The sequence below is a fragment of the Amycolatopsis sp. NPDC101161 genome, assembly GCF_044768185.1.
Classification (GTDB): domain Bacteria; phylum Actinomycetota; class Actinomycetes; order Mycobacteriales; family Pseudonocardiaceae; genus Amycolatopsis.
Map to the genome: position 1 here is coordinate 251776 of NZ_JBIWPI010000009.1, position 19454 is coordinate 271229.

The window sequence follows — 19454 nt, forward strand, 5'->3', positions numbered from 1 at the left end:
CTAATCTGCCATGACGCCCGCGAACTCGACGATGTGCCCGGCCAGCGCGGCGGGCTGGTCTTCGGAGATGAACGTGTAGGTGTCCGCGATCTCGACGAGCTTCGCGTCCGGCAGCAGCGCGGCGAGCCGGTGGGCCAGCCGGATCGGGAAGAGCTTGTCCTCGGTGGCCCACGCGAGCAGCACCGGCCGGTCGAAGGTCCGCAATGCCTCGGCGGCGGCGAGGGTGTGGCGCGGGTGCACGTCCCGCAGCAGCTTGCGCAGGTCGCGGCGCACCCCGGCCGACTTCCGCAGCTGCCCGAGGTAGGCCTGCGCGACGGCGTCCGGCAGCGGCCGCTTGGTCACCCAGCCGAAGAGCAGCGGCAACGGGTACAGCGCCTTGATCCGCAGCAGCTGGCCGAGCACCGCCATCGACCCGGGGATCCGCGCGATCGGCGGCAGTGCTTTGAAGATGGGCGGGAAGAAGTACTCGAAGCAGTCGGACGGAGTGAGCACGACCCGCCCGACCCGCTCCGGCCGTCGGCTGAGCATGATCTGCGTCAGCGCCCCGCCGGTGTCGTTCGCGACGAGGGTGACGTCCCGCAGGTCGAGCGCTTCGAGGAAGTCGGCGATGAGGTCGGCGGCGCCGGTGGGGGAGAGGTCGGCGTCCGCGCGCATGGGGAGGTCGTGCGAGCCGAGCGGCAAGTCGGGGGCGAGGCACCGGAACCCGGCCCCGGCGACGTCCGGCACTACCTTCCGCCACAGTTCCGCGTTCGTCAGCACGCCGTGGACGAACACCACGGGGGCGCCCTCGCCCCGCTCGAAGTACCGCACCTCACCGGCCGACAGCCGGATCCGGCGCTCCTGACCCAAGGACTCGCTGCGTGTCGTCATACGGGCAGAATACATACATGGTGTATGTATGTAAATGAGTCCGGGATCGGCGAGGGTGAAGGGGGCTGCGGGGCTGGCTCGGTTGGCCGTCCGCGCCGAGGCTGCCCGGGCTTGGTGGAAGGGCGCCGGGGCGGACAGCCGGTGCGCCTCGCGGCCCGGCGGAAGGGGGCCGGTTCGGGCGGCAGGCCGCGCCGGGGGCCGACCGCGGCTCGGGGAAGGGGCGACTCGTGCAGCCGTTCGCGCCGAGGCTGTCAACTGCTCAACCCCGCGCGCTGCCAGGCCGGGCCGGTCGCCTGCGCTACTCGAGGCGGTAGTTGCGGTGATGCCCCGGGACTTGGCTTCGGGGAAAGGTCGGATCCGGGGGCATCACCGCCCGCGGGACAGCTGACACGGTGTCCTGCGGTGGACTCACCCTACGAACCGCCGGCGCGCCTGACCAGGGCCTCGATGCGGTGTCGAAGGTTTGTCGCCCGGTCGGTCACCGGACCTACCGAGAGTGGAGCGGCGCGGGTTCGTCGGGCGGCCGGTCGCCGTGGCGGTGGACGATCCTCCATTCGCCCTCTTCTCTCCGGTACACGTGGGTCACGCGCAGGGTGTACGTCGCCGGTTTCCCGTTGAGCGTCACGGCGTTGTGCTCGTAGCCGATCGTGTAGGCGAGGTCTCCGCTCGCGCCGGCCGCGACGACCTCGAAGCGGTACTCGCGGGAGTCGGAGAACTGCGCGGCGACGCGGCGGAAGGCGTCGCTCACGTCGGCCCAGCCGGTGCGGATCGGCAGCCAGGCACCGAAAAGGCTCACCGGGTCGGCTTTCGACCACAGTGCGGTGCGGGGTCCGGCGTCCCCGTTGTGCATGGCCTGTTCGGCGGCGGTCTGCCGCGGCAGCATCTCGGCCAGGAACTCCTCGGTGGGTGATGGCATGATGACTCCAATGCAGTCGTGCTGTTTTCAATACAGTGAGGATGTATCGGATGGGCGAGCCGGTCAAGAGGCGGTACGACTCGAGCCGCCGGCAGGAGCAGGCGCGGGAGAACCGGCGGCGCATCCTGACCGCTGCGCACGACCTGTTCGTCACGAAGGGTTACGGCCGGACGACCATCGCCGACGTCGCCGCCGAGGCGGGCGTGGCGCCGGAGACCGTCTACTCGGCGTTCAAGAACAAGCCGGCGCTGCTGCACCGGACCTGGGACGTGACCGTCGGCGGGGACGACGAGGACGTCCCGATGCTCGACCGGCCGGAGCTGCGGACCCTGTTCGCCGAGCCCGACCTGCGCACCCGGCTCACTGCGTTCGCGGTCTTCAACACCGCCACCATGCGCCGGACCGCGCGGCTGCACCTCGCCGTGCGCGGCGCGGCGGCGAGCGACCCCGCGGCGGCGGCGATGCTCGCCGAGATCGACCGGCAGCGGCTGGAGAGCATGGACGGGCACGCGCGCGAGGCCGCGGCCACCGGTCAGCTGGCGGTCTCCGAAGAGGAGTGTCGCGACGTGCTGTTCTCCACGACGGACGGGACGCTGTGGCACCACCTCGTCGAGGAGCGCGGGTGGTCCGACGAGCGGTACGCGGCCTGGCTCGGCCGGCTTTGGGTGGCGTCGTTCGTGCTACCCTTCGGTTGAAACTTCAACCGATTTCCGCGCACGGGGGCCGTCGATGTCGATCTTCCGTCTGAACCACGCCGTGCTGTACGTCCGGAACGTCGCCGAAAGCGTCGCGTTCTACCGGGACGTGCTGGGCTTCGACTACATCGAGGGCGGCGACGTCCACCGCGGCGCGGCCTTCCTGCGCGCGCCCGGCTCGACGAACGACCACGACCTCGGCCTGTTCGAGCTCGGTGCGCACGCCGCCGACTCGGGCGCGGGGGAGACGTCGGTCGGGCTGTACCACCTGGCGTGGGAGGTCGACACACTCGGCGACCTCGAGCGGCTCGCCGGCCGCCTCGCCGAGGCCGACGCGCTGGTCGGCTCGTCCGACCACGGCACCACGAAGTCGTTGTACGCCAAGGATCCCAGCGGGCTGGAGTTCGAGGTCGTCTGGATCATCCCGCGCGATCTGCTGACCGAAGAGGACCGGGCGAAGAGCGGGCCGCTCGACCTCGCGCGGGAGCTGGCGAAGTACGGTCCCGACGCGCGCAGCGGCGTCGGGATCTCGCGCCCCTAGGCCGTGACGCGGGTCCGCGCCGGTTCCGACGAGGTCCGGTGCAGGGCCGGCAGGTTGCCCAGGGCGAACCGGCCCGGGCCGATGAAAGCCACGGCGAGCAGTCCCCAGCAGAACAGCGTCGCCGCCTCGCCGCCGTTCTGGATCGGGAGCAGGCCGGTCGGCAGGTGCACGGTGAAGTACGCGAAGGCCATCGAGCCGGAGCCGACCACCGCGGCCGCGCGGGTACCGAGGCCGACGCACACCAGGGCGCCGCAGACGAGCTGGATGACGGCGGCCCACCACCCGGGCCACGCCCCGACGGCGGCGGGTGCCTTCGCGCCGAGCACGCCGAAGAGCGTTTTCACGCCGTGGCAGGCGAACAGGAAGCCGATCACGATTCGGTAGAGCCCGATGACGTGGTCGCGGGCCGGGTCCAAGCGGTGCACGGGCGCCTCCGGGCGGCATCGGGCCGGCCGGTGGTTGCGGCCGGCCGGTGCGGGTTCGGTGGAATCAGATATACCGCTCGTGAGAAGTTGACACACCCCCCGAAAGTTGCTTAACCGGTTTTCCGAATGAAATGCGGAACCGGGGTTGACCCAGTGGTCTGGACCTCTGCGTCCCCTTGTGGTAGAACGGGAAACCGCCAGACGGGTGATCTTCGCAGAGTGGTCCAGACCAGCTCGTCGAGTGGTCCGTGTTTCGCGATTGTTTCCGATTCTTTTCGATTATCGGCGCGGTAGGGCCCGCTGGGCTTCGGCGATCAGCTCGGCCACCCGCGGCGCGTCCGCGATCGCGTAGAGGTCCGGCACGAACGGCGCCCAAGTGCCGGCTTGCGGTCTGTTGGCCAGCTGCCAGCGGATCCACCGGCTCGTGCCGAAGGTGATCGTCCCGATGCCCCGCTCGTCGGGCTTGACTCGCGGTGGCCCGAGTCGGCTGAACCGCACCCAGCGGTACTCGGCCCCGGTCGGCCACTGCGCCGCGAAGATGATCCGCCGATCGGTGACGAGGTAGGTGGTCGCAAAGGCGCGGGTGCAGCGGATTTGTGCACCGCGATCCACGTGTCGAAGATGCCGAACACCGCAACCGTGCCCATCAGCGAGGTGAAACGCTCCGGAAGCCAGCGTTTCGGCCGCTCGGGTCCTGCCTGTGACGGAGCCCGCACGAACATGTTCGTCCCGAACGTGCTCGTAACGAACATGTTCGCTACAGTGGGGTCATGGCTCCGGAAAGCACCTACAACCGCCGGGAACGACCGGCCAAGCCGGCGTTGTCCCGCGAAGGGATCGTGGCGACGGCCGTCGCTGTCATGCGCGCCGAAGGCGTCGAGCGGGTCACCATGCGACGGCTCGCCAAGGAGCTGGACACCGGCCCCGCGTCGCTCTACGTGTACGTCAAGGACACCGAAGAACTGCACGCCGCGGTGCTCGACGAACTGCTTGCCGAGGTCCGGCTCGACGGTGCGGGGGACTGGCGTGAACGGCTGTGGGCCGTGCTGGACTCCTACCGGTCGGTCCTCTTCGCGCACCCGAGCCTGGCCCGCGTCGCGCTGGTGACCCGGCTGAGCGGGCCGCACTACCTGGAGCTCGTCGAGGCGGTGCTCGCGCTGCTCGACGAGGGCGGCATGGCGCCGGGGCAGGCCGCCTGGGCGGTCGACATCCTGCTGCTGACCGCCACGGCGACCGCCGTCGAGCACGGGAGCCGCCGGGAGAAACCGGGGGCCGCGCGCGAGCACGACGTCCTGGTCGAGTCCGTGGCCACCGCTTCGCCGGACACCCACCCCCACATCGCCGCGCTGGCCGCCGACCTGGTGTCCGGTTCCGGCCCCACCCGCTCGCGGTGGGCGTTCGACGCGCTGCTCAACGGCGCGCTCGCCACCCCGCGCTCCGAACCCGAGGAGACCCGATGACCCGGATCGCCATCGTCGGCGGTGGCCTCGGCGGCCTCACGCTGGCCCGCGTCCTGCACACCCGCGGGATCGCGTCGACCGTCTACGAGCTGGACGCGTCGCCGACCGCCCGCGACCAAGGCGGCACGCTCGACCTGCACGAAGAATCCGGGCAGCGCGCCCTCGCCGAAGCCGGCCTGACCGAGCAGTTCCGGGCGATCGCGCGCGAAGAGGGCGAGGCGCTGCGCATCCTCGACCGCCACGGTGTCGTCCGGTTCGAAGAGGCCGCCGACGCCGCCGGCGGCACGCGGCCCGAGGTCGATCGCGGCGCGCTCAAGCGGATCCTCGTCGAGTCGCTGCCGGACGGCGTCGTCCGGTGGGGCACCAAGGTGACCGCGGTGGACGCCGGCCGCCTCACCCTGGCCACCGGCGAGGTCGTCGAGGCCGACCTGGTCGTCGGCGCGGACGGGGCGTGGTCCAAGGTCCGGCCGCTGCTGTCGGCCGCCGTCCCGGGCTACTCCGGACTGTCGTTCGTGGAAGCACATCTGTCCGATGTGGACACCCGGCACCCGGCCGCCGCCGCGCTCGTCGGCCCGGGTTCGATGTTCGCGCTGGCCGACGGCCTCGGCCTGATCGCCCAGCGCAACGGCGGCGGCCGCATCCGCGTGTACGCCGCGGTCAAGAACGACGACCCGGCGGCGGTCGTGGAGCTGGCCGACCGTGACCGTCTCCTCGACGCCTTCGCGGGCTTCGACGCCGGGTTGCGGGCCCTCCTCGAAGACAGCGACGACCCGCTCATCCCGCGTCCGATCCACGCGCTGCCGGTCGGCCACCGCTGGGCCCGCGTGCCGGGGGTGACCTTGCTCGGCGACGCCGCGCACGTGATGTCGCCCTTCGCGGGCGAGGGTGCGAACCTCGCCATGCTCGACGCCAGCGAGCTGGCCCTCGCACTCGCCGCGCACGACGACGTCGAAAGCGCTCTCTCGGCGTACGAAGCCGAGCTGTTCCCGCGAGCGGAAGAAGCCGCCCGCGAGTCGGCGGACAACCTCGAAGCCTGCTTCCGGCCGGACGCGCCCGCCGCGATGGTCGAGCAGATGCTGGCCCACACGCACTCCTGAAAGGACACCCGATGACCCGGACACTGCGTCCCCACCCGGGACTGGACATCCCCCTCGTCGACACCGGCAGCGGTGACCGGACGGTGCTCGTCCTGCACGGCGGCGCCGGCCCGCAGGGTGTCGAGCCGATCATCGAGCACTTCGCGCCGCACGCGCGGGTGCTCGCGCCGACCCACCCCGGGTGGGCGGGCACGCCGCGCCCGGACTGGTTCTCCGGCGTCGACGACCTCGCCGTGACCTACCTCGACCTGCTGGACGACGAGGACGCCCGCGACGTCCTGGTGGTCGCGAGCTCGTTCGGCGGCTGGGTCGCGTCCGAAATGGCCGTCCGCGACCGCGGCCGGCGGATCGGCGAGCTGGTCGTGCTCGACGGCATCGGCCCCGACGTCGAAGGCCACGAAATCAGGCTGCCGCAGCCGCCGCCCGGCGCGCCGGGACCGGACCCCGCCGACCTGGCGGCGATGCGGGCCTACACCGGGCCGCGGATCGCCGACCCGAAGCTGCTGCGCCGCCTCGCCCGGGTAAGGATCCCAGTGCTGCTGATCTGGGGCGAGGACGACGTCGTCGTGCCGCCGGAGTTCGGCAAGGCCTACGCCGCCGCGTTCGCCGACGCGCGGTTCGAAGTCGTCGCCGGCGCGGGGCACGTGCCGCACGTTCAGGCTCCGGCCGAAACGTTCGCCTTGATCGACGAGTTCGCCGGACGAGCTTGATCGTCCACCCCGTAGAGTAGCTCCATGGTGGACGAAGAAGTCGTCTCGGACCGCATCCGCCAGATCGCCGCCACCCTCGCGGACCGGGCGGTCGAGCTGGCCGGGGAGCTGGTCCAGCTGTACGCGGCCGACCTGCCGCAGCTGGTCAACGACGACGAGCGCATGGTGAGCCTGCTGTCGGCGAGCGTCTACCAGAACATCGAGACCGCGCTGCAGATCTTCCAGCACGGCATCGACCCCGCCAACGTCGAGCCGCCGGCCGCGGCCGTGGAGTACGCGCGCCGGCTGGCGCAGCGCGGCACCCCGGTGTTCGACCTGATCCTCGCCTACGACCTCGGGCAGGCCGCGATGCTCGACTTCGGGTTCCAGGAGTGCACCCGGCTGGTCGACGACGCGGCCCTGCTCGGGGCGATGATGCGCCGGCTGCTCAAGGTCGCCTACGAGTTCATCACCCGCGTGGTGCGCCAGCTCGTGAGCATCTACCAGGACGAACGCGACAAGTGGCTGCTCAACCGGAGTGCCGCGCGGGCGGCGAAGGTGCTGGACCTGCTGAGCGAGAACGGCGGCCCGGCCGACGTCGACGCGGCCGAGGCGGTCATCGGCTACCGGCTGCGCGGCACGCACGTCGGGATGGTCGTCTGGCACGCGTCCGAGGCGCACGACGTGCTGTCGCTGCTGGAGTCGGTCGCGGGCGCGGTGCTGGAACGCGCCGGCGGGGCGGGGCGGCCGCTGTTCGTGCCCCGCGACGAGGCCGGTGCCTGGGCGTGGCTCCCGGTCGCGGGGGTCCGCCGCGAGCACCTCGACGCGGTGCTCGCGGAGGCCGACCCCGGCGTGCGCGTGACGGTCGGCGACCCCGGCACCGGCGTCGCCGGCTTCCGCGACACCCACCAGCAGGCCCGGCGGGTGCACGCGCTGGCGCTGGCCGCCGGCGAGCACTGCGACCGCGTGCTGACCTTCCGGGAGGTCGGCACGGTGGCGCTGATGACCACCGACCTCAACGCGGCCCGGCTGTGGGTCGCGAGCACGCTCGGGCCGCTCAGCGCCGACGACGAGAACTGCGGGCGGTTGCGCGACACCCTGCGCGTGTTCCTCGCCTCCGGCGGCAGCTACACCGCGGCCGCGGGTGAGCTGACGATGCACAAGAACTCGGTGCAGTACCGCGTCCGCAAGGCGCAGGAGCTGCTGCCGCGCGAGCTCGCGGAGAGCCGCCTGGACGTCGAGCTGGCCTTGAACCTGAGCCACCGCCTGGGCGCGGCGGTGCTGTCGCCGGCCTGACTTTGGTATCCCGGACCACCGGCGGCGAAGATCGTTGGTGCGCGGGCACGAAGCCGGGATGAGCCGTTCGGCCTACCTTTCGGCTATGGGTGAGAACGGTGGGATGCTCGCAGTGGTGCGGCTACGCCGAGGCGTCGTCGGCGAGAGCAGACGCGTCTGCCACCTGATCCCCGTTCCGGCCGCCGGCCAGGTGCCCGACCGGCTGACCGCATTGTGCGGCGAAGCGATCTTCCCCGGCGACGCCGAAGTGCTCGACGGGCTGCGCGGGATGCCGTGCCACCGCTGCTTGATGGAGAGCGCGCCCGCGAGGCCGGGCCTGCTGGCGAACGCGGGCTGAGCCGCCGGGCCGCCGTGGCAAGCTGACGCGGTGATCGACGACGAGTCCCGGCCGGTGGTGGTCCTGCTGGCCCACCCCCGGCCGGGGAGCTTCAACCACGCGCTCGCCGAGCGGGTCCGCGACGCGCTGACCAGCGCCGGGCGGCCGGTGCGCTTCCACGACCTGTACGCCGAGGGCTTCGACCCGGTGCTGACCGCCGAAGAGGCCTACACCAGCGGGACCCGGGCGGAGGAGTTCCTCGCCGCCGAACCGGACCCGCTGGTGCGCCGCCACCGCGAGGAGCTGCGGGACGCGGGCGGTCTGGTCGCGATCCACCCGAACTGGTGGGGCAAGCCGCCCGCCATCCTCAGCGGCTGGCTCGACCGGATCCTCGTCCCCGGCGTGGCGTACCGCCTCGACGACGCCGGCGGCGCGCCGGAGTCGCTGCTCTCGCTGCGCCGGCTGCTCGTGGTGAACACCTCCGACACGACCGCGGAGCGCGAGCGGACGCTCTTCGGCGACCCGCTCGACGCGATCTGGAAGCGCTGTCTCGCCCCCTACCTCGGCGAGCCCGAGGTGCGCCGGCTCGTCCTGCGCGTCGTCGCGGACGCCGGCGAGCGGCAGCGGGCCGGGTGGCTCGACGACGTCGAAACCGAGGTCCGGCAGCTGTTCGGTGGTCACTGACCGGTTCCGGCCACTTCCGGTGAAGACCTTGAGCGGGCTTCGCGGCGCGTGCGTCGCTCGGCTCGACCCGGACTTCACCGAGGGGGAGCCATGAGCATGCTCGGACGGCTGGCCGAAGAACGCCGCCACCGCAAGGAAACCGCACCGGAAGCACCGGCCGGCCGGCAGTGGGGCACGTGCGTCGGGGTCCACGAAGCCGGCGACCGGCGCCGCAAGGTGGCCCGGGTGCTGCTCGCCAGCGGCATGGTGATCGCCGCCTACCTGCCGTTGAACGCCGTCGCGCCCGCGGTCGACGCGCCCGTGCTGGTGCAGACCCGCGCGATCGGCGACGAAGGCAGCGGCCGGGGCGACGTCGTCGCCTACTGACGTGCGCACCGTCTCGCTGGTCACCCTGGGCTGCGCACGCAACGAGGTCGACTCCGACGAGCTCGCCGCCCGCCTCGGCGGCTCGGGCTGGCAGCTCGCCGAACCCGGCGCCGAAGCCGACGTCGTCGTGGTGAACACCTGCGGGTTCATCGAAGCGGCGAAGAAGGAGTCGATCGACACCGTCCTCGCCGCGTCCGGCAAGGGCGCGAAAGTCGTCGCTGTCGGCTGCCTGGCCGAGCGCTACGGCCGCGAGCTCGCCGACGCGCTCCCGGAGGCCGACGCCGTCCTGTCGTTCGACGACTACCCGGAGATCGGCGACCGCATCGAGGACGTCCTGCACGGCCGGACCCGGTCCGCGCACACCCCGCGCGACCGGCGGACGCTGCTGCCGATCACGCCGGTCCAGCGGCCGTCCGCCGCCGTGGCCCACGTGCCGGGCCACGGGCCGGCGAGCGGCCCGCGGGTGCTGCGCCACCGGCTCGGCGGCGGCCCGGTCGCGCCGCTGAAACTGGCCTCGGGCTGCGACCGGCGCTGCACGTTCTGCGCGATCCCGAGCTTCCGCGGCGCGTTCGTCTCGCGGCCGCCCGCCGAGGTGCTCGCCGAAGCCGAGTGGCTGGCGAGCCACGGCGTCCGGGAACTCGTGCTGGTCAGCGAGAACTCGACGTCGTACGGCAAGGACCTCGGCGACCTGCAGGCGCTGGAGAAGCTGCTGCCGGAGCTCGCCGGCGTCGCCGACCGCGTCCGGGTCAGCTACCTGCAGCCCGCCGAACTGCGGCCGTCCCTGGTCGAGGTGATCGCCGGGACACCGGGGGTCGTGGCGTACTTCGACCTGTCGTTCCAGCACGCGAGCGGGCCGGTGCTGCGCCGGATGCGCCGGTTCGGTGACCGCGAGCGGTTCCTGCAGCTGCTCGAGCGGATCCGGGCGCTGGCGCCGGACGCGGGGGTGCGCTCGAACTTCATCGCCGGCTTCCCCGGAGAGACCGACGCGGACTTCGCCGAGCTGAAGCGGTTCCTGGAGCAGGCCCGGCTGGACGCGGCCGGGGTGTTCGGCTATTCGGACGAGGACGGCACCGAGGCCGTCGGCCTGCTGGACAAGGTGCCGGCCCCGGTGCTCGCCCAGCGCGTCGAAGAGCTGTCGCTGCTCGCCGACGAGGTGGTCTCGCGCCGTGCGGAGGAGCGGATCGGCAGCGTCGTCGAGGTGCTCGTCGGCACCGGCGGCCACGGCTGGGCGGCGCACCAGGGGCCCGAGGTCGACGGGCGCGTCATGTTCACGGAAGCGGCGCCGGAACCGGGGTCGCTCGTCCGGGCGGAGGTCGTCGGCACCCACGGCGTCGACCTGCGGGTGCGCGTCCTCACCGAAGAGCGCTGAACGCGAGTTTCGCCGCCTCGGCGATCAGCCGGTCGTCGTGGTCGGCGTGCTCGGTCTTCTTGTCGGACATCACCACCAGCACGATCGGCGCGCGCCCCGGCGGCCAGACGACGGCGATGTCGTTGCGCGTCGCGTAGTCGCCGGTGCCCGTCTTGTCGGCGACCGCCCAGCCCGTGGGCGTGCCCGCCCGGATCACCGCCGCGCCGGTCTGGTTGGCGCGCATCATGTCCGTCAGGATCTGCCGCTTCTCCGGCGGCAGGGCGTCCCCGAGGGTGAAGGCGCGCAGGCTCGTGGCCATCGCGCGCGGGGTGCTGGTGTCCCGGATGTCGCCCGGCGCTAGGTCGTTGAGGCCGGGTTCGATCCGGTCGACGTGCGTGGTCGTGTCGCCGATCCCGCGCATCGCGGCGGCGAGCCCCTGCGGTCCGCCCAGCTCGCGGAACAGCAGGTTCGCGGCGGTGTTGTCGCTGTAGCGCAGGGCCGCGTCCATCGCTTCGCGCAGGGAAATGCCGGTCTCGACGTGCTTTTCGGTGACCGGGGAGTTCTCCTGCAGGTCGCCCCGCGTGTACTTCAGCACCTTCGCCAGTCTCTCGACGCTCGTGCGCTGGAGCACGGCGGCCGACGAGAACGCCTTGTGCGTCGAGGCGTAGCCGAAGCGTTCGTCGGCGCGGTGGGCGAGTTCGCGGCCGGAGCCGGTGTCCACTGCGTACACGCCGAGGCGCGCGTCGAACTCCCGCTCCAGCGGCGCGAAGTCGGCTTGCGGGGCGGTAGCGGTGCTCGACGGCGCCGGGGCGTCCGGAGCCGGCACGGGCGCTTCGGCGGCGCAGGCGGTGAGCGAAACGAGGACCAGCGCGGCGAGCGCGGTCCGCTGGACGTGGGGCAACGGCACAGGACACCCTTTCCGATCTTGACGACCTCCGCAGTCTCACCGGCTTCGCTCATGCTGTCCAAGACGGAAACGCGCGGTTCGATGCCGGAACCGCATAGAGTGTGGTCGTGGACCTGGTCGGCGGCTGCAGGGCGTTCGTGAGCGTGAGCGAAGCGGGGAGCTTCACGGCGGGCGCGGCGGTCGCGCGCATCCCGCAGCCGGTCGCGAGCCGGCGGATCGCGGCGCTGGAACGGCACTTCGGCGAGCGGCTCTTCGACCGCTCGACCCGGCGGGCGCGGCTGACGCCGTTCGGCCGGGACGTGCTGCCGTCGGCGAAACGGCTGGTGCAGCTGGCCGACACGCTGGAACACGACGTGCGGCGCGCGCGGCTGCGGCCGGTGCGCGTGGCCGTCCCGGACACGTGCGGCGTGCGCGAACTGGCGGAGCTCGCCGCCGAGGCCCGCGCGCTGGAGGTCCACCTCGAGTTCCGCGTCGCGCCGCCGGGGGAGCGGACCGAGCTCGTCCGCACCCAGGAGGTGCGGGCGGCGCTCGTCGCGGTCCCGGCCGACGAGGGAGTGTGGTCGGTTCCGCTGGGACTGGCCGGGGTGGCCGCCCCGAAGGCGCGGGTCGTGCACCTGGAGACGTTGCGGGCCGGGCGGTCGGGCGGCCCGCGCCGGCGCGTGTGGATCCAGCCGGAGGACGACGTCCCGCACGTCCGCGATCCGCTGCTGCGGGCGCGGGACGCCGTGGGGCTACTGCCCGCCCAGGTCGAGGTGGCCGGCTCGCTGACCGCGGCGGCCGCGGCGGTGTTCGGCTCGGCGGACCTGCTGCTGTGCTCGCGGGCGCAGGCCGGGGAGCTGGGGCTGCACTGGCGGCCGGTCGGGGAGGTTGCCCTGGCGCGCGGGTTCGCCGTCGCGGCCGCGCTGGGCGAGGACGCCGGCCGGCTGCACGGCCTCGCCACCGCCGTCGGACGGTGCTTGGGAGCCGAGGCGTGAGCACGGAGGCGCTCGTCCGGCAGCTGCGAGCCGAGCTGGACGACGGCGGGCTGCGCGGGTCGTTCCTGGTCCGCGACCTGCGGTCCGGACACGAACTGGGCATCGACCCGGATCGGGTGTACCCGATCGCGTCCCTGGTCAAGGTCCCGCTGGCAGCGGCGACCCTCGAGCGCATCCGCCGCGGCGAGCTGGACGGCGCGACGCAGCTGGAAGTCGCGCCCGGCGGCGTCACCACGCCCGGGCCGATCGGGCTGACCCGGTTCCGCCACCCGGCGCGGATCGCCGTCGACGACCTGCTGTACCTGAGCACGGCGCTGAGCGACGGCGTGGCGGCCGACGTCCTCTTCGGCCTGACCCCGCCGGCCGAGGTCATGCGGACGCTGGCCGGGTGGGGGCTGTCCGGGATCGCCGTGCGGCACCTGATGGCGGACCTCGTCGACACCCCGGCTGAGCGTTTCGATGCGGGCGAGGTGGACTTGGCGCACGCGCTGGCGATCGGCGCGGGCACGGCGGGCCGGGGGCATCGGCTGGCCCAGCTGGACGTGACTCGCGCGAACGCGGCGTCGGCGCGGGCGGTGCTGGAGCTGCTGCAGGCGTTGTGGACGCCGTCCCGCATCGACCCGTCGGTGGCGTCGGGCGTGCGGGAGCTGATGGCGCACAACGTGATCCGCCACCGGCTGACCCCGGACTTCGCCTCGGACGCGGCCCGCTGGTCGTCGAAAACGGGGACGCTGCTGAACCTGCGCCACGAGGCGGGAGTGGTCGAGCACGCGGACGGAAGGGTCTTCGGCGTGGTGGCGCTGACCGAGTCGCGGGTCCCGGCGGTCCTCCAGCCGGAGGCGGACGTGCTCATGGCCCGAGTGGCCCGCGCGCTGCGAGATCACCTGCGCGGAGCATGAAATCCGGTTGGGCTTCCGGCGGGGCGGACTTAGGCTCCGCCGGTGTCCTTCACCAGACCGGAGCCGCCGTACTACGCGGTGATCATCAGCAGCAAGCTCGACGCGGGCAACCTCGACGGCTACGCGGAAATGGACGCGCGGATGGGCGAGCTCGGCCGCGTCCAGCCGGGCTACCTGGGGCGCGAGTCCCGGACGGACGCCGACGGCCGCGAGCTGACGGTCCTGTACTACCGCGACGCCGAGTCGATCTCCCGCTGGCAGCGCCACCCGGAGCACCTCGAGGCGCAGCGGCGCGGGCGCGAGCAGTGGTACGCGGATTACCACATCGAGGTGGCCAAAGTGGAGCGCGCATACGGCTTCGAGCGGCCGGCGTAGCTCGAAGCCGTACGTCCTGGGCGACCGCCGTGCCCGCCAGCTCCACGACCCGCCCGGGGATGGCCGGCCGCGTCACGCCGAGCATGGTCGTCGCCGGTGCTACCCCGGCGGCGCCGAGCCGAGCGGCCGGCACGCCGTAGTGCGGGAAGAGCCCGTCGACGTCGGTGGTGTGGACGTTGCGCCGGACGAGGTTCGCCAAGGGCGCGAGGCGAGAGCCGGGCGCTCCGGTTCGACAGGCGTCGACCACCGCCGAACGAGCCGCTCACTCAACCTCCCCGGCCCGGCCGACCTCAAGCCGAAGCCGTGACCCCGAAGTCCACCTCCGCGGTCTTCACCGTTCCCGCGGTCCGTCCCGGAGCGGTCTGGAACGACCAATACAAGTTGGTGTGAGCGATGACCTCCCCGGGAGCCGGAGCCCCATACGCGGACAGGTCCTCCGTCGTGTGCGCGTCCGTCACCAAGGTCGCGTCGTAACCCCGGGTGAACGCCCCGTGCAACGTCGACCGGATGCAAGCGTCCGTCTGCGCGCCGGCCACCACCAGCCGCCCCACGCCCAGCGAAGACAGCACCGGCTCCAAGTCCGTGTCCTCGAACGAGTCCCCGTACTCCTTGTGCACCAAGGGCTCCGCCTCGCCTCGCACCAGTTCCGGCACGTACTCCCACACCGCACTCCCGTGTGGCAGCTCGTCGCTCGTGTGCTGCACCCACACGACCGGAACCCCGCCTTCCCGCGCCTTCTCCACCAGCGCCACGATGTTCGCGAGGACCGCCGCGCGGTCGTGGGCCTCCTTCATGACGCCGTTCTGGACGTCGACCACGAGCAGGGCGGTGCGGGGGCGATCCGGCAATGTCGTCATGCGGGCCACCTTAACCGCGGGCACCGACAGTTTTCCGCACGTAGCATGACCCGCCATGGACTACGGGATGCTGCTGCTCGGGATCGTCCTGCTCGTCGCGGTCGTCGGGCTGAGCTCCTCGACGACCGAACGCAGGCTCAGCCGCCGGCTCGACCGGATGGAACGGAAGCTGGACGCCATCGTCGCTCAGCTCGGAGTGACCGTCGAAGAGCCCGGGCTCGCCGAGGTCACCGCGTTGGTGCGCGAAGGCAAGAAGATCCAGGCCATCAAGGTCTACCGCGAGAACACCGGGGCGGACCTCAAGGAAGCCCGCGACGCCGTGGAGCGGCTCGCTTAAGGCGCTCCGCCGATGTGCTTGGCCGACACCGCCTCCCACACGGCGTCGAAGTTCTCGTACCGGTCGCCTTCGGCGAGTCCGCCGAGCGAGCCGAGCACGGAGTCGCCGCCACCCGCCGCGGCCGCGCGCCGCAGGAGCTCGTCGCGGCCGCACGGGTAGTCGGTCTCGGCCAGGTGCTGTTCGAGGCTGGAACGGTCCGGTGCAGGCATGATCTCCGCGTACCCGCCTCGGACGGCCCGAAACTCAGCCCACGACGATCGTGTGGTCCCCGCGCGGCACGAGCTCCCCGATCACCGGATGGCCCGGCAGCTCCCCGGCGACCAGCAGCCCGCCGGACGTCTGCGCGTCGGCCAGCAGCAGTGCCTCGTCGGAAGAAATCCGGGACACGTCCACGTGCGGGCGCACCCAGTCGAGGTTCCGGCGGGTGCCGCCGCTGACGTACCCGTCGCGCAGGGCCTCGCGCGCGCCGTCGAGGTAGGGCACTGCCGCCGGGTCGATCCGGGCGGTCACCCCGCTGGCCCGGGCCAGCTTGTGCAGGTGGCCGAGCAGCCCGAAGCCGGTGACGTCGGTGGCGCAGACGGCCCCGGCGGCGAGCGCGGCGCGGGCCGCGGCGTCGTTCAACGTCGTCATGAGGTCGATCGCCTGCGCGAACCGTTCGCCCGTCGCCTTGTGCCGCGAGTTCAGCACGCCGACGCCGAGCGGCTTGGTCAACGTCAGCGGCACGCCCGCGCGGCCCGCGTCGTTGCGCAGCAGCCGCGAAGGATCCGCGACGCCGGTGACGGCCAGCCCGTACTTCGGCTCCGGGTCGTCGATGCTGTGCCCGCCGGCCAGGTGGCAGCCCGCCTTGCCGCAGACGTCGAGCCCGCCGCGCAGCACCTCGGCCGCGAGCTCGAACGGCAGCGTCTCCCGCGGCCAGCCGAGCAGGTTGACCGCGACCACCGGCGTGCCGCCCATGGCGTAGACGTCGGACAGGGCGTTGGCCGCGGCGATCCGCCCCCAGTCGTAGGCGTCGTCCACGACCGGGGTGAAGAAGTCCGTGGTCGCGATCAGCGCGGTCGACCCGGAGATCCGCACCGCGGCCGCGTCGTCGCCGGTGTCGAGGCCGACGAGCAGCTCGCCGGTGGGGTCGGCGGGGGAGCTCCCGGTCAGGCCGCGGACGGCCTCCTCGAGCTCGCCGGGCGGGATCTTGCACGCGCAGCCGCCCCCGTGCGCGTACTGCGTCAGCCGGTACTCCACCGGTTCATCGTGCCCGCGGGGCGCGGAGTTGGCAGGATGGGCGCCATGGTGCAGGGAGGCGTATCCGGCCTGGTGACCGGCACGGTCTTCAAAACCGTTGAGCGGCAGGTCCTGCCGCTGGCGGGTTCGATTCCCGTCCGCCTCCGCCATGCCTGACCCCCGCCGCGCGATCCCGCGGACCGACGCGGTCCTGGCCGAGCCCCGCGTCGCGAAGGCGGCGGGGACGCTCGGGCGCGACCTGGTCAAAGCGGTGGTCGCCGAAGTTCAGCAGGCCGCCCGAGAAGGCGGGGTCGCCCCGGGTGACGTCGTCGACGTCGTGCTCGCGCGGCTCCCGGCGAGCGCGGCGTCGCTGCGGCCGGTGGTCAACGCGACCGGCGTCGTCGTGCACACCAACCTCGGCCGAGCCCCACTGTCGGCCGCCGCGCTGGACGCCCTGGTGGCGGCCGGCGGTGCCACCGACGTCGAGTTCGACCTGGCGACCGGTGAGCGCGCCCGGCGTGGGCGCGGTGCCCTCGCGGCGCTCGCCGCCGCCGTCCCGGACGCCGCCGCGGTGCACGTTGTCAACAACAACGCGGCCGCCCTGCTGCTCTGCGCGCTCGCCCTCGCCCCGGGCCGCGAGATCGTCGTCAGCCGGGGCGAGCTGGTCGAGATCGGCGACGGCTTCCGCATCCCCGACCTGCTGGCCTCGACCGGCGCCCGGCTGCGCGAAGTCGGCACCACCAACCGGACGTCCGTGCGCGACTACGCCGAGGCGATCGGCCCCGACACCGGGTTCGTCCTCAAGGTGCACCCGTCGAACTACCGCGTCACCGGCTTCACGTCGGAGGTGGCGCTCGGCGAGCTGGCCGGGCTCGGCGTGCCCGTCGTCGCCGACATCGGGTCCGGCCTGCTGGCCCCGCACCCGCTGCTGCCGGACGAACCGGACGCGGCGACCGCCCTGCGCGCCGGGGCCACGGTCGTCACGGCCAGCGGCGACAAGCTGCTCGGCGGCCCGCAGGCCGGTCTCCTGTTCGGCGCCGCCGACGTCGTCGAACGGCTGCGGCGGCACCCCGCCGCGCGGGCCCTGCGCGTCGACAAGCTGACCCTGGCCGCCCTCGAAGCGACGCTGCGCGGGCCGCAGCCGCCGGTGCGCGCGGCCCTCGACGTGTCCGTCGAGAGCCTCCGGCACCGGGCGGAAGCCCTGGTCCGGGCGTGGGACGGCGTCGACGCCCGGGTGGTCCCGTCGGTCGCGGCCGTCGGCGGCGGGGGAGCGCCGGGCGTCGAGCTGCCCAGCGTCGCGGTGAGCCTGCCCGCCCGGTACGCCGTCGCGCTGCGGACCGGCGAGCCCGCGGTCGTCGGCCGCGTCGAACGCGACCGGTGCCTGCTCGACCTGCGGACCGTGCGGCCGGAAGAGGACGCGAAGCTGCGGGAAGCCGTCCGCCGATGCGCGTGATCGTCACCGCCGGGCACGTCGACCACGGCAAGTCGACGCTGGTGCGCCGCCTGACCGGGATGGAGCCGGACCGCTGGGCCGAGGAACGCCGTCGCGGCCTCACCATCGACCTCGGCTTCGCCTGGACGCGGATCGGCGACGAGGACGTCGCGTTCGTCGACGTGCCGGGCCACGAGCGGTTCGTGCCGAACATGCTCGCGGGCGCCGGGCCCGCGCCGGCCGTGCTGTTCGTCGTCGCGGCCGACGAAGGCTGGATGCCGCAGTCGGCCGAGCACCTCGCCGCGCTCGACGCGTTCGGCGTCCGGCGCGGCCTGCTCGTCGTCACGAAAGCCGACCGGGCCGACCCGGCCGCGGCAACCGCGGCGGCGCTGACCGAAATCGCGGCGACGTCGCTGGGCGCGGTGCCGAGCGTCGCCGTCAGCGGGAAGACGGGCGCGGGTTTCGCCGAGCTGCGCGCGGCGATCGGGACCCTGGCCGATGCGTTGCCGACGCCCGATCCGGACGCCGATGTCCGGTTGTGGATCGACCGGGCGTTCACCGTTTCGGGGGCCGGCACGGTCGTCACGGGCACCCTCGCGGCCGGCACGATCGCGGTCGGCGACGAGCTGGTGCTCGGGGACGCGCGGGTGAAGGTCCGCGGCCTGCAGGCACTCGGGAAGCCGCACGACCGGGTGACGGCAGTGGCCCGCGTGGCGGTGAACCTGCGCGGCACGGCCCGGACCGAAGTCCGCCGCGGCGACGTCCTGCTCACGCCGGGCCGGTGGCACGCGACGACCGAGTTCGACGTCCGGCTGCGCGGCGGGGAGGTCCACCGGAACCTGGTGCTGCACTTCGGCACGGCGGCGGTGCCGGTGCGCGTCCGTCCACTCGGGACGGACACCGCGCGGCTCACCACGGCGGCCGCGCTGCCGCTGCGGGTGGGCGACCGGGGGCTGCTGCGCGACCCCGGCGAGCACCGGATCGCCGCCGGGTTCGACGTGCTCGACGTCCGGCCGCCGTCGTTGGCCCGCCGGGGCGCGGCGCGGACCCGCGGCGAGGAGCTGGCGGACCCGGACCTGGCCGGGACCTATCTGCGCCGCAACGGTTTCGTGCCGGCGCCGGACTTCGCGGCGATGGGCCTGCCGGAGACGGGCGACCGGATGGGGGACTGGTTCGCCGACCCGGCGCGCGTCGCCGGGCTGCGCGCCGAGGCCGCGGCGATCGTCCGGGGCTGGGACGCCCTGGCCGCGGGCATGCCGGTGGAAGCGCTGCGGCAGCGGCTCGGGCTGCCCGCGCCGGAGCTGGTCGCCCCGCTGCTGGCGGGCACCGGGTTCGAGGTCACCGGCGGGCTCGTGCGCCGGCCCGGCGCGGGACTCGCCCCGGCCGTCGAGAAGGCGCTGGAGACGGTGGTGAAACGGCTCGCCGAGCACCCGTTCCGCGCCCCGGAGGCCGACGAGCTGCGCGCGCTGGGCCTGGGCCGCCGCGAGCTGGCGGCGGCGGTCCGGCTCGGCCGGCTGACGGCGGTCGCCGACGGCGTCGTGCTCGGCCCGGACGCCGAGGAGCGGGCGGTGGCCGAGCTGCGCGGGCTGCCCCGGCCGTTCACGGTTTCGGAGGCCCGCCGGGCGCTGGACAGCACGCGGCGGGTGATGATCCCGCTGCTGGAACGCCTCGACGCGGCAGCCCGGACGGAACCGCTCGGCGATGGAACCCGAAGGGTGCGCGGTTAGAGCTGCGATCCGCGGGTATCGCTACTAC

At 73.4% G+C, this 19454-nt stretch carries 24 protein-coding genes, 1 tRNA gene and 1 pseudogene; 17 read left to right on the forward strand and 9 right to left on the reverse strand.

The window, feature by feature from the left end:
- Together ACIRSS_RS49770 and ACIRSS_RS49775 are read right to left on the reverse strand one after the other, a co-directional pair.
- Nucleotides 1–870, reverse strand: coding sequence for an alpha/beta fold hydrolase (locus tag ACIRSS_RS49770; RefSeq protein WP_400909396.1), 870 nt, complete (start codon nt 868–870; stop codon nt 1–3).
- Nucleotides 871–1357: 487 nt separating this feature from the next.
- On the reverse strand, nt 1358–1786 hold the full coding sequence (locus tag ACIRSS_RS49775) for a YybH family protein (protein WP_400909397.1): 429 nt from the start codon (nt 1784–1786) through the stop codon (nt 1358–1360).
- 50 nt (nt 1787–1836) lie between these two features.
- On the opposite strand from ACIRSS_RS49775, the gene ACIRSS_RS49780 reads away from it, so the two are divergent.
- The gene (locus ACIRSS_RS49780; protein WP_400909399.1) at nt 1837–2481 is read left to right on the forward strand and encodes a TetR/AcrR family transcriptional regulator; all 645 of its coding nucleotides are present in this window, start codon (nt 1837–1839) and stop codon (nt 2479–2481) included.
- A 34-nt stretch (nt 2482–2515) separates the two neighbouring features.
- Nucleotides 2516–3022 carry a VOC family protein gene (locus ACIRSS_RS49785; RefSeq protein ID WP_400909401.1) on the forward strand — a complete coding sequence of 169 codons (507 nt, stop codon included), beginning with the start codon at nt 2516–2518 and terminating at the stop codon, nt 3020–3022.
- On the opposite strand, the gene ACIRSS_RS49790 is transcribed toward ACIRSS_RS49785, so the two are convergent.
- Nucleotides 3019–3447 carry a DoxX family protein gene (locus ACIRSS_RS49790; RefSeq protein ID WP_400909403.1) on the reverse strand — a complete coding sequence of 143 codons (429 nt, stop codon included), beginning with the start codon at nt 3445–3447 and terminating at the stop codon, nt 3019–3021. The two genes, ACIRSS_RS49785 and ACIRSS_RS49790, sit on opposite strands and share 4 nt — an antisense overlap.
- A gap of 279 nt (nt 3448–3726) precedes the next feature.
- On the reverse strand, nt 3727–4059 hold the full coding sequence (locus ACIRSS_RS49795) for a hypothetical protein (RefSeq protein ID WP_400909405.1): 333 nt from the start codon (nt 4057–4059) through the stop codon (nt 3727–3729).
- Nucleotides 4060–4217: 158 nt separating this feature from the next.
- Between ACIRSS_RS49795 and ACIRSS_RS49800 the strand changes: the two genes are divergently transcribed.
- The 8 genes from ACIRSS_RS49800 (at nt 4218) to rimO (ending at nt 10724) form a co-directional block, all read left to right on the forward strand.
- A complete protein-coding gene (locus ACIRSS_RS49800) occupies nt 4218–4907 on the forward strand; it encodes a TetR/AcrR family transcriptional regulator (RefSeq protein ID WP_400909407.1) in 690 nt (229 codons plus the stop codon).
- On the forward strand, nt 4904–6004 hold the full coding sequence (locus tag ACIRSS_RS49805; protein ID WP_400909409.1) for an FAD-dependent oxidoreductase: 1101 nt from the start codon (nt 4904–4906) through the stop codon (nt 6002–6004). The genes ACIRSS_RS49800 and ACIRSS_RS49805 overlap by 4 nt, the downstream gene beginning before the upstream one ends.
- 11 nt (nt 6005–6015) lie before the next feature.
- Nucleotides 6016–6714 (forward strand): alpha/beta fold hydrolase, encoded by a 699-nt coding sequence (locus ACIRSS_RS49810; RefSeq protein ID WP_400909411.1) that lies wholly within the window; start codon nt 6016–6018, stop codon nt 6712–6714.
- 24 nt (nt 6715–6738) lie between these two features.
- Nucleotides 6739–7989 carry a PucR family transcriptional regulator gene (locus ACIRSS_RS49815; protein ID WP_400909413.1) on the forward strand — a complete coding sequence of 417 codons (1251 nt, stop codon included), beginning with the start codon at nt 6739–6741 and terminating at the stop codon, nt 7987–7989.
- Nucleotides 7990–8074: 85 nt separating this feature from the next.
- Complete coding sequence (locus ACIRSS_RS49820) at nt 8075–8326, forward strand: hypothetical protein (protein ID WP_400909415.1); 252 nt, start codon at nt 8075–8077, stop codon at nt 8324–8326.
- Nucleotides 8327–8356: 30 nt separating this feature from the next.
- Nucleotides 8357–8989: an NAD(P)H-dependent oxidoreductase gene (locus tag ACIRSS_RS49825; protein ID WP_400909417.1), complete on the forward strand. Its 633-nt coding sequence runs from the start codon at nt 8357–8359 to the stop codon at nt 8987–8989.
- Nucleotides 8990–9079: 90 nt separating this feature from the next.
- The gene (locus tag ACIRSS_RS49830; protein ID WP_400909419.1) at nt 9080–9355 is read left to right on the forward strand and encodes a hypothetical protein; all 276 of its coding nucleotides are present in this window, start codon (nt 9080–9082) and stop codon (nt 9353–9355) included.
- A gap of 1 nt (nt 9356) precedes the next feature.
- A complete protein-coding gene (rimO, locus tag ACIRSS_RS49835; RefSeq protein WP_400909421.1) occupies nt 9357–10724 on the forward strand; it encodes a 30S ribosomal protein S12 methylthiotransferase RimO in 1368 nt (455 codons plus the stop codon).
- Here rimO and bla read toward each other — a convergent pair.
- The gene (gene bla / locus ACIRSS_RS49840) at nt 10708–11610 is read right to left on the reverse strand and encodes a class A beta-lactamase (protein ID WP_400909423.1); all 903 of its coding nucleotides are present in this window, start codon (nt 11608–11610) and stop codon (nt 10708–10710) included. The genes rimO and bla overlap by 17 nt on opposite strands.
- Nucleotides 11611–11711: 101 nt before the next feature.
- Here bla and ACIRSS_RS49845 point away from each other — a divergent pair, with 101 nt between their 5' ends.
- The 3 genes from ACIRSS_RS49845 to ACIRSS_RS49855 are packed head-to-tail and all read left to right on the forward strand — an operon-like array spanning nt 11712 to nt 13858.
- Nucleotides 11712–12584, forward strand: coding sequence for a LysR family transcriptional regulator (locus ACIRSS_RS49845; RefSeq protein ID WP_400909425.1), 873 nt, complete (start codon nt 11712–11714; stop codon nt 12582–12584).
- Nucleotides 12581–13483: a serine hydrolase gene (locus ACIRSS_RS49850; RefSeq protein WP_400909427.1), complete on the forward strand. Its 903-nt coding sequence runs from the start codon at nt 12581–12583 to the stop codon at nt 13481–13483. The genes ACIRSS_RS49845 and ACIRSS_RS49850 overlap by 4 nt, the downstream gene beginning before the upstream one ends.
- A 42-nt stretch (nt 13484–13525) precedes the next feature.
- The gene (locus ACIRSS_RS49855; protein ID WP_400909429.1) at nt 13526–13858 is read left to right on the forward strand and encodes an antibiotic biosynthesis monooxygenase family protein; all 333 of its coding nucleotides are present in this window, start codon (nt 13526–13528) and stop codon (nt 13856–13858) included.
- Between the two features lie 19 nt (nt 13859–13877).
- Here the strand turns inward: ACIRSS_RS49855 and ACIRSS_RS49860 are convergent.
- Together ACIRSS_RS49860 and ACIRSS_RS49865 are read right to left on the reverse strand one after the other, a co-directional pair.
- Nucleotides 13878–14057: pseudogene (locus ACIRSS_RS49860) on the reverse strand (RidA family protein); the annotation flags it as partial.
- Nucleotides 14058–14148: 91 nt separating this feature from the next.
- Nucleotides 14149–14715 (reverse strand): isochorismatase family protein, encoded by a 567-nt coding sequence (locus ACIRSS_RS49865; protein WP_400909431.1) that lies wholly within the window; start codon nt 14713–14715, stop codon nt 14149–14151.
- Between the two features lie 55 nt (nt 14716–14770).
- Here ACIRSS_RS49865 and ACIRSS_RS49870 point away from each other — a divergent pair, with 55 nt between their 5' ends.
- Nucleotides 14771–15052, forward strand: a complete 282-nt coding sequence (locus ACIRSS_RS49870; protein WP_400909433.1) for a hypothetical protein — start codon at nt 14771–14773, stop codon at nt 15050–15052.
- On the opposite strand, the gene ACIRSS_RS49875 is transcribed toward ACIRSS_RS49870, so the two are convergent.
- A complete protein-coding gene (locus ACIRSS_RS49875; protein WP_400909435.1) occupies nt 15049–15261 on the reverse strand; it encodes a DUF2795 domain-containing protein in 213 nt (70 codons plus the stop codon). The two genes, ACIRSS_RS49870 and ACIRSS_RS49875, sit on opposite strands and share 4 nt — an antisense overlap.
- Nucleotides 15262–15295: 34 nt before the next feature.
- Entirely contained in the window at nt 15296–16288 is a 993-nt protein-coding gene (selD, locus tag ACIRSS_RS49880) for a selenide, water dikinase SelD (RefSeq protein ID WP_400909437.1), read from the reverse strand.
- A 54-nt stretch (nt 16289–16342) separates the two neighbouring features.
- Between selD and ACIRSS_RS49885 the strand changes: the two genes are divergently transcribed.
- The 3 genes from ACIRSS_RS49885 (at nt 16343) to selB (ending at nt 19426) form a co-directional block, all read left to right on the forward strand.
- Nucleotides 16343–16437 (forward strand) — tRNA-Sec (locus ACIRSS_RS49885).
- The gene (selA, locus tag ACIRSS_RS49890) at nt 16437–17720 is read left to right on the forward strand and encodes an L-seryl-tRNA(Sec) selenium transferase (RefSeq protein ID WP_400909439.1); all 1284 of its coding nucleotides are present in this window, start codon (nt 16437–16439) and stop codon (nt 17718–17720) included. Before ACIRSS_RS49885 ends, selA begins: the two co-directional genes overlap by 1 nt.
- Nucleotides 17711–19426 carry a selenocysteine-specific translation elongation factor gene (selB, locus tag ACIRSS_RS49895; RefSeq protein WP_400909441.1) on the forward strand — a complete coding sequence of 572 codons (1716 nt, stop codon included), beginning with the start codon at nt 17711–17713 and terminating at the stop codon, nt 19424–19426. The genes selA and selB overlap by 10 nt, the downstream gene beginning before the upstream one ends.
- The last annotated feature ends 28 nt before the right edge of the window (nt 19427–19454 follow it).